Raw genomic sequence first — 7,309 nt, 5'->3', positions numbered from 1 at the left:
GGGGACCTGCTCGAACGAGGCCCGGGCGGCGGCGTCCAGCCTCGCCGCCTGCTCCTCCGGCAGCGGCTCGTCCATCTGCGAGGAGGGTTCCCGGGTGACGACGTCGTCGACGTCGGCCACACAGGCGTCGGAGGCCGTGGCCGAAGCCGACGGTGTCGCTGAAGCGGCCGGGTTGGCCGCCGGCCCAGCCGTCGAGGGCGGGACGGCGGTTGCCCCGCCGGCCCCGAGGAGGAGCGCCGCCGCCGTGGCGGCGGCGAACGTGTGACGTGTGGATCGTGTGGACGATGACATCTTCGTTTCCTTCTCGAGCGGCGCAGGCCACCCCCGGTGAGGTCCCTGCCCCCGGAGCACAGTGCTTCAGGCTCAGTCGTCACGGACGACGATGTCGACCCCTACGCCCCGCTCGACCGCGACGGCACATCCCGGCACCACGCACAGGCAAGGAACCGATGAGATGACGGGCCGATCCACGGCCCCGGATCGCGCACCAGCCCGACGAACTCACGGACCAGGCGGTGCCTTCAGCGTAGGACGGCCTTCCGGACCGATCAGCCGAGCTGCCCCGGATCGTTACCCAACCACCGAAGATGTCACACCCCTTCGCGGCTGGGGCGCCACCTCGGTCGTGGCGACGACCGAGCAGTGAAGGAGCCACCGTGGGCACCAGAGAGGAGACCCACCCGGACCCTTCCGCTTTACATATGGCCGCTTAGCGGCCATCAAGTCAGCTCAACGTCACCTGATCGTGCATCAGTCCCGTCCCCGGCGTTCATGCCGCTGATCAGCGAGAACTGGACGAAGCTGTTCACCCGGCAGGGCGTGGGGGAATGCCGGCCACCGAGCGGCATGGGCCTGCACGACTACGTCGAGCAGGCCCATGCCGCCGGTACCGGGTGCGGTTCTGGGCCAGCAACGACATCGCCGGCCAAGCCCGGGAGAACCTGCGGACCGAGCTGCAGGCGGCCGGGGTCGACCACAGCATCACCGACGACCTTCCCGGCCTGAAGGAGTTCCTCACCCGCTGAGGAACTTCAAGCACGACGTCCCCGACCAGGTGCTGCCGCGGCGTGTGGCGAGCCTCTCGCGTGCGTGACAACGGGCCGCACGGTGGCACCGGGCGTTCACCTGCTGTTGGACGGAGGGTCACAGCGGTTCCCTACGGTGTCGGAGGCCAGCAGGAAACCCCCAAGCCCTGTCTGACCAGCAGGGATGCACCCCTGGGCAGCCGTGCCGAGTGCCCCAGGTGCGCAACCTCAGTCCAGCTGGGGCACTCGGATTCCACCGTCGCGGTCGACCCCTCGTCCCGGAGGCGGATTGCCGGCCTGCGGGGAGAGGGGCCGGTCATGCGGGCCGCGGCTCCCAGCCGGGGAACTCGTCCCGGTTGTGGGCGGCGGTGACGGTGGCGATGTAGGAGGCGTAGGCCAGCCAGAGCAGCCGGGGACTCAGCGCCCAGGCGGCACGGCGGTCCAGGCCGGCGGTGGCCACGACGCTGGCGGCGGTGACCCCCAGGGAGGCCACCGTCACGGTCGCCCCGAGCACGGGGCTGCGCAGACCGAAGTACAGCGCGGAGAAGGACGCGAACAACGCCCAGTCCACGCCCTCCAGCACCAGCACCGTGGTGCGGCTCGGGGTGCCGGGGGGCAGATTGGCGATGCGCAGGTTGCTCCACAGGGTGGTGGCGTTGTTGAACGCCCACACCGGGGGGAACAGCCAGTCGGGTGGGGCCCCGGGTGGGGTGTCGAGGTCGTTGTAGAAGGAGGGGTCACCGTTGAAGCCCGCCGGCAGGACACTCGCGGCGTTGGCGGTGAGCCCGACCGCGACGGCGTGCCACCAGCGGTAGCGGCGGGCCGGGGCCGGTGTAGCGGCCCGGAGGGTAGTGGTGGTGGTCATGGTGCGGGGTCCTTGCTCGTGTCCGGGGCGGGGTGCTCCTGCGCCGGGGGTTCGTGGGCGAAGTCGAGGAAGTGGCCGGTGGCTGCGCGCAGATAGCGTTCGATCACGGCCTGCTCCTCGGGGGAGAACGTCTCGACGAGTCCGTCGAGGCGTTCGAACAGGGGCTGCAGAGCCCCCAGGGTCGCCTCGAGGGCGGCATCGGTGGGCGCAAGCACTTTTCGCCGCCGGTCGCTGGGGTGGGCACGGCGTTCCAGGTGCCCGGCCTGTTCCAGCCGGTCCACGAGTTCGGTGGCCGATCCGGTGGAGATGCCCAGCCGCCCGCTGAGCTCGGCCGCACCGAGGCGGTCCTCGCTGCTCATCACGTGGTTCATGGCGGAGTAGTCCAGGGGCCGCAATCGGAGCCGGTGGGCCAGCTGTTGGTCCACCTCCGCGGCCGCGCGCAACAGGGCGCGCAACGCCCAGGAGGCCTTCGGGGCCTGGACCCGGTCCCGCTCGGACTCCTGGACCCGCGGCCGCTGCGCCTCCTCCGTCACGGAGTCAACGGTAAACCTTGATGGCTCGGAAAAGGAGATTCTCCGCTACGGAGTTATCAAGGAGTGACCTTCACGGCAGCAGAGCCGCGCGGGCGGCAATTGATGCACCCGGAGACCGAGGCGCTGGGTGGACCGATCGGACCAGTCGCCCCGAGGGCTCAGGCGCGGTCGCGGGCGTCGAGCTCGCCGAGGATGTCCTGGAGCCGGTCGGTGGTGCAGGGGTGCGGCCCCTGCGGTTCGGTGAGATATTCCCGGTCGAGCTGGCGGCACATCCGGGAGTGCAACACCTGCAGCTCGGTCATGCTCAGCGCCCCCAGTTCAGCCGGGAACGCCTCGTCCGGACGCAGGTAAGAGGGCCCCGCCCGGTCGAGGCTCAGGGGTCGGCACGGGTCTGCTCTGTGTTGGGCGAGAAAGGAAAGTGCGCTCATGATCATGTCCTTGCGCCGGGGAGGTGAGTCGCGATGTGTAGGGCTCTGTGCAGAGACGGTCAATCAGCCGCCAAGGTTTCACTTCCAGGCCCTGATCCGAAGAGGGAACCGGAGTCGAAGATGACATTCTGCGCCCTCTCAGTAAGACCTCGTCTGGTGGTGGGGTCAGCGCAGGCGCAGGTCGTAGCTGATCACGTCCAGCATTTTGCGCTGGCCGGTGCCGGATTCGCGGATCCACAGCACCCCCAGTTCGGGCAGTTTCTCCTCCACGATCCCGAGGTGGTGCAGGACCCCGCTGGACCAGGCCTCCAGCCGGTTGCCGACGTGCGCGGTGGTGAGGTCGTCGATGAACGACACGGTGTCAGCCATGGTGTCCAACCCCTTTCAAGGTCGCGTTGAGCTCCCATCCTCGGCTACGACCATGACCACCCGGTGAGCACTGGGTGGATGGAGGGTGGACGCGCAACGGCGCCCACACCGTCAGGGTGGGAGAGCGCCGGAGCGTGTCGGACCTCACGGTGGTCAGTGGTATCGGGGCGCTGACCTGCATCCATAGTCTGGTGGCGGACGACGACGTCGAGCTCCACCTTCGGCATCGAAGTCCATCCGGGCTCTCGGTGCACCTGCTCCCAGGAGGTCCCCGCCATGACCGTTTCCCCTCTGCTCCTCGCCCCTGACGGCCCCGACGCCGAACGCCACCCGCATGAGCCGGTCATCGCCGCCCAGAGCACCACCCCGGGTGCGGCCCGGTTGTCGCGCTATCGGATGCACACCGACCGTCCGGGGCTGCGTCTTGGCGCGGGTGAGGTGGTCCTCGGGGTTCCCTGCGCCTTGGCCGAGGCCACCATGGTGATGCCGGTGCGCTGCGAGAGCGATGGGCACAATCCGGGTGCTCTGCTCTCTCCTGAGGAGCTGGAGGACCTCGGCCCCACCGACCAGCTGCTGGGGCCCTGCTCCTGGGGCAATGCCGGGGTCCGCCCCTGACCGTCCATCAGAGCGCGGAGAGGAGGAGCATCCCGGCTCCGGCCGCCGCGAGCAGCCCCACCCCCACTCCCTGGGCGTGGGGAACGAACGGGGCCTTGGTCGGTTCGCGTTCCTGCTGGCGGCGGCGTTGGAGGACCTGCTCCACCTGGTCCAGCGCCCATGCCAGCTCGTCGCGCCCCGGGGCCCCGACCTGGTGGGCGGCCACGTGGGCGCAGATCTCCGTGTAGTGGCGTTGCAGGTCCACCTGCAGCCCGTCCAGGCACTGCAGCGCCCAGCGTTGCCGGCGGGCGGCCAGCCACCGTCGAACCCCTTGGGCTGCGAGCCATCCAGCCGCTATCACCAGGGCCCCCGCCCCTACGATCCCGATCAGCACAGACCCATTCTGCCCCAGATCCGCGGCCATGATCCGGGCGTGGGATCGGCGGAAGGCCGGGTCAACCGGTGGTGCGACCTGGCGGTCAGCCGCCGGGGGCAGGGGCTCAGAGGAAGCGGACCGTCACCATCAGGGCCATCGCGGCCGTGGTCAGCGCGGCGGGCCCGAGGAAGCCCAGCAGCGTGGTGTGCGAGTTCCGGAGTCGCCGGCCGGTCGTGGTCAGCTGTCGGCGGCGTGCGGCCTGGGTCAGCGCCGGCCACAGGGCCGCTGCCAGGAGCAGGGCAGTGCTGAGCGTGAGAAGTTCCAGATCCAGGGCCATGCCCTCGATCTTAGAATCCGGCACTGGCCTGCTCTGACCGTTCCGGGGCCTGTACCGCGGCTGGCGGGGGTGCAGTTGCTCACATCGCACCGACTCCACAGCGATGTCGGCCTCCGGTCCCGGGCAGGCCCCGGCCCGGGGCTGGATCGCCTACCAGACCCTGTTGAGTGGCTCAGCACCATCGACAACGACGATGGTGAACCTGTGCCGGTGCAGGCTTCCTCCCGCCGGAGCGGAGCCGTGGCCGTGCTACGGCGCCGGTGGGTGGGTGCGAATCTGTTCGTAGAGGGCTTGGACCCGGTCCTGGAGCTCATCGATGACGGCAGCCACCGCCGCCGGGTCGGCCTCGAGCACGTCCTCCACGTCCCAGTCCTGGTGAATGGCTCCGGCCGGGACCGGGATCCCGTGGAGGGTGCCAAAGGTGATGACCCAGTCCGCCCCGGCCACCACGTCGTCGGTGACCGGTTTCGGGTACAGGTCCTCGGTGTCGATGCCGCGCTCAGCCAGGGCCGTGCCGACGTGCGGTTCCAGTGCTGCCCCGGGCAGCAGACCCGCCGAGCGGACCATGAGCGAGTCCTGGGCATGGTGGGCAAGCAGGGCCGCGGCGATCTGGGCGCGGCCGGTGTCGTGCTCGCCGACGAAGAGCACCTGCGGCACCCCCGCATGCCGCGGGTCGGCTGCGGGGGTGGCCCGGGCGTGGGCCAGGGCCGCCAGCCGGTGGGCGGCGAAGTGCCCGGCCAACGGCGCCAGATGGGTGCGCACCCGGGCGGTGCGGGCCAGGGCGGCGTAGGACTCGAAGACCATCCTCTCCACCAGATCGGCGGAGAACACCCCGGCGTAGCGGCCGGCCAGGTGCTCGGCGGTGCGTGCCAGCACATGGGTGTCCAGGGGCTGGGCTGACCCCGCGGGATCGGTGGGCTCGCTCATGCCCGTTCCGAAACGGGGTCGGCCGCGGTACCGGCGGTGATCTCCAGCCACAGGGCCTGTACCCGGGTCTCGAGCTCGGCGAACCCGATGTCCCTGTGGGCACCCAGGGCTGGGACTGCCGGCCAGGACTGACAGTGCGTGCCTTCGCCCATCGGCCTGATCTCGTGGGTGCCGAGGACGATGACCCAGTCGGCGGCCGAGAGGATCGGGGCGGTGAGCGGTTTCGGGGTGGCGGTGTCCGGGGAGATCCCGTGCTCGGCCAGCAGACGCACCGCGTGCCGATCCAGGGTCGTGCCTGGGCTGATCCCGGCCGAGCGGGTCACCACCGCCGGCCCGGCGTGTTCGGCCAGCAGGGCCGCGGCCACGGCGGCCAGGCCGGTGTCGTGGTCGTCCACGAACAGCACCTGGCGCACCGACCGGCCCCGGTCGTCCTCGCGGGTCAGGGTCCGCAACCGGTCGGCGGCACCATGCAGGGCCATCGGGGCCAGGTACGTCGGGATTCTCGCCTGCCGGGCCAGATCCGCATGGCACTCGGCCACGCAGCGCTCGACCAGCTCGGGGAAGAAGACCCCGGCGTAGCGGTCGGTGAGGTGCTCGGCGGCCCGATGCAGCACCCGTGGGTCCTGCAGATCGGTCTCATGCTCGATCATGATGTCCCCCTGTGCCGATCGCCCACCGGTTTCTCGGCCCGGCCGGCGCGGCAGCTCCAGCCCACGGAGCCGCTGGTGCGATGTGGTCGTGGTGTGCCGCCACCTTGTGGTGATCCGCCACAATCCGGTTCCCCGTGACAGCCTGACCAGGACCACTGGGGGCGCAGGCGGGCTCCGCCCGATGGGCCCTGTCCTGGCACTGGCATCGTGCCGACACCATCCCAGTGTGCGACGCGGCGATGACTTCCAGATGACCGGGAGATGGACAGAAGGTGACGCATATCACTCTCATGCCACCCTTGCCTGCCGACCCCGATGTCCCTTCCGGGCGCCCCTCGGGTTGCCTCCAGGCCGGCAGCGATCGACTGTCCGGGGCATGGTCGATCGGGTCGCCCCGGAACCGGGTCGGCGAGGGCGGGCTGATCGGTGATCCGCCGCCGCTCCTGGTGCAGCACAGCGCCCACCACGGCCCCGGGGACCGCGATCCGGACCATGACCGCCGGGGAGTCGGTGGCCACCGCCAGGACCGCCACGGCGGTTGGAGTCGTGAACACGAACAGTCGGACTCCGGTCCGCAGGCCCCGTAGATCGGTCTTCTGCTCGGTCATGGCATCCCCTAGTGTTGGCCGCCCACCAGCTTCTCGTTCCTCCCCTGCACGGCAACTTCACCGCGCGGAACTGCCGGGGCGACATGCTTGCGGTGTCCCCGCATCTTGCGGCAACGCGCCGCGTTGTGAATCCCCCTGTGACAGCGGTGCCAGAGCCGCGAAAGGCGCGCACAGGTTTCACCCGTGGACCCCTGCCCTGGCACTGGCTTCGTGCCGGCACAGCCCCAGTCTGCGACGCGCCGATGACCTCCCGGTGGCCACCGGATGGCCAACAGGTGCGGTGTGTCACGCGCAATCGCCCGGGGGTGCCCGTCCCTGCGGTCGCGTCCGCGCGCCACGATTGCGCTGCACGGTAGTTGCCAGCCGGTGCAAAACACCCATGATGGTCTGCCCACTCCCGGCGCCACTGCCAGGAGTCCGACGGGGTCGCAGTAGGCTGTCAGCTCGATTCGCCCTAGTCAGCGACGGATTCCCAGCCCTGACACAGAATTTTGATAACTGGGACATATCGGTGGCTGATCCAGTGGAGTACGTCCTGGGCCCGCCGGTCCGGATCGGTGGGCAGGGGGCCCACCGGCACATCATCGGGGGAGCCTG

10 protein-coding genes are annotated in these 7,309 nt (G+C 70.3%); 2 read left to right on the top strand and 8 right to left on the bottom strand.

The window, feature by feature from the left end; genetic code table 11:
• The first annotated feature begins 893 nt into the window (after positions 1-893).
• Positions 894-1,025, top strand: a complete 132-nt coding sequence (locus ACYVM4_RS17670; protein WP_460669374.1) for a hypothetical protein — start codon at positions 894-896, stop codon at positions 1,023-1,025.
• A gap of 316 nt (positions 1,026-1,341) precedes the next feature.
• Here the strand turns inward: ACYVM4_RS17670 and ACYVM4_RS17665 are convergent, their stop codons facing one another.
• The 4 genes from ACYVM4_RS17665 to ACYVM4_RS17650 form a co-directional block, all read right to left on the bottom strand.
• The gene (locus ACYVM4_RS17665; protein ID WP_460669373.1) at positions 1,342-1,890 is read right to left on the bottom strand and encodes a TspO/MBR family protein; all 549 of its coding nucleotides are present in this window, start codon (positions 1,888-1,890) and stop codon (positions 1,342-1,344) included.
• Positions 1,887-2,423, bottom strand: coding sequence for a MarR family winged helix-turn-helix transcriptional regulator (locus tag ACYVM4_RS17660; RefSeq protein WP_460669372.1), 537 nt, complete (start codon positions 2,421-2,423; stop codon positions 1,887-1,889). Before ACYVM4_RS17660 ends, ACYVM4_RS17665 begins: the two co-directional genes overlap by 4 nt.
• A 158-nt stretch (positions 2,424-2,581) precedes the next feature.
• Positions 2,582-2,725: a hypothetical protein gene (locus tag ACYVM4_RS17655; RefSeq protein WP_460669371.1), complete on the bottom strand. Its 144-nt coding sequence runs from the start codon at positions 2,723-2,725 to the stop codon at positions 2,582-2,584.
• A gap of 291 nt (positions 2,726-3,016) precedes the next feature.
• Complete coding sequence (locus tag ACYVM4_RS17650) at positions 3,017-3,220, bottom strand: hypothetical protein (protein WP_368823600.1); 204 nt, start codon at positions 3,218-3,220, stop codon at positions 3,017-3,019.
• Positions 3,221-3,496: 276 nt separating this feature from the next.
• Between ACYVM4_RS17650 and ACYVM4_RS17645 the strand changes: the two genes are divergently transcribed.
• On the top strand, positions 3,497-3,835 hold the full coding sequence (locus ACYVM4_RS17645) for a hypothetical protein (protein ID WP_460669370.1): 339 nt from the start codon (positions 3,497-3,499) through the stop codon (positions 3,833-3,835).
• Positions 3,836-3,842: 7 nt separating this feature from the next.
• On the opposite strand, the gene ACYVM4_RS17640 is transcribed toward ACYVM4_RS17645, so the two are convergent.
• The 4 genes from ACYVM4_RS17640 to ACYVM4_RS17625 form a co-directional block, all read right to left on the bottom strand.
• Positions 3,843-4,208, bottom strand: coding sequence for a hypothetical protein (locus tag ACYVM4_RS17640; protein WP_368823598.1), 366 nt, complete (start codon positions 4,206-4,208; stop codon positions 3,843-3,845).
• 106 nt (positions 4,209-4,314) lie between these two features.
• On the bottom strand, positions 4,315-4,527 hold the full coding sequence (locus ACYVM4_RS17635) for a hypothetical protein (protein ID WP_368823597.1): 213 nt from the start codon (positions 4,525-4,527) through the stop codon (positions 4,315-4,317).
• Between the two features lie 249 nt (positions 4,528-4,776).
• A complete protein-coding gene (locus tag ACYVM4_RS17630; protein WP_460669369.1) occupies positions 4,777-5,454 on the bottom strand; it encodes an arsenate-mycothiol transferase ArsC in 678 nt (225 codons plus the stop codon).
• Entirely contained in the window at positions 5,451-6,104 is a 654-nt protein-coding gene (locus ACYVM4_RS17625) for an arsenate-mycothiol transferase ArsC (RefSeq protein ID WP_460669368.1), read from the bottom strand. Before ACYVM4_RS17625 ends, ACYVM4_RS17630 begins: the two co-directional genes overlap by 4 nt.
• Positions 6,105-7,309: the final 1,205 nt, after the last annotated feature.

It is taken from the genome of Kocuria himachalensis (assembly GCF_054784195.1).
Note: the sequence above shows the minus strand (reverse complement) of the source record. Positions and strands in the feature narration are given on the sequence as shown.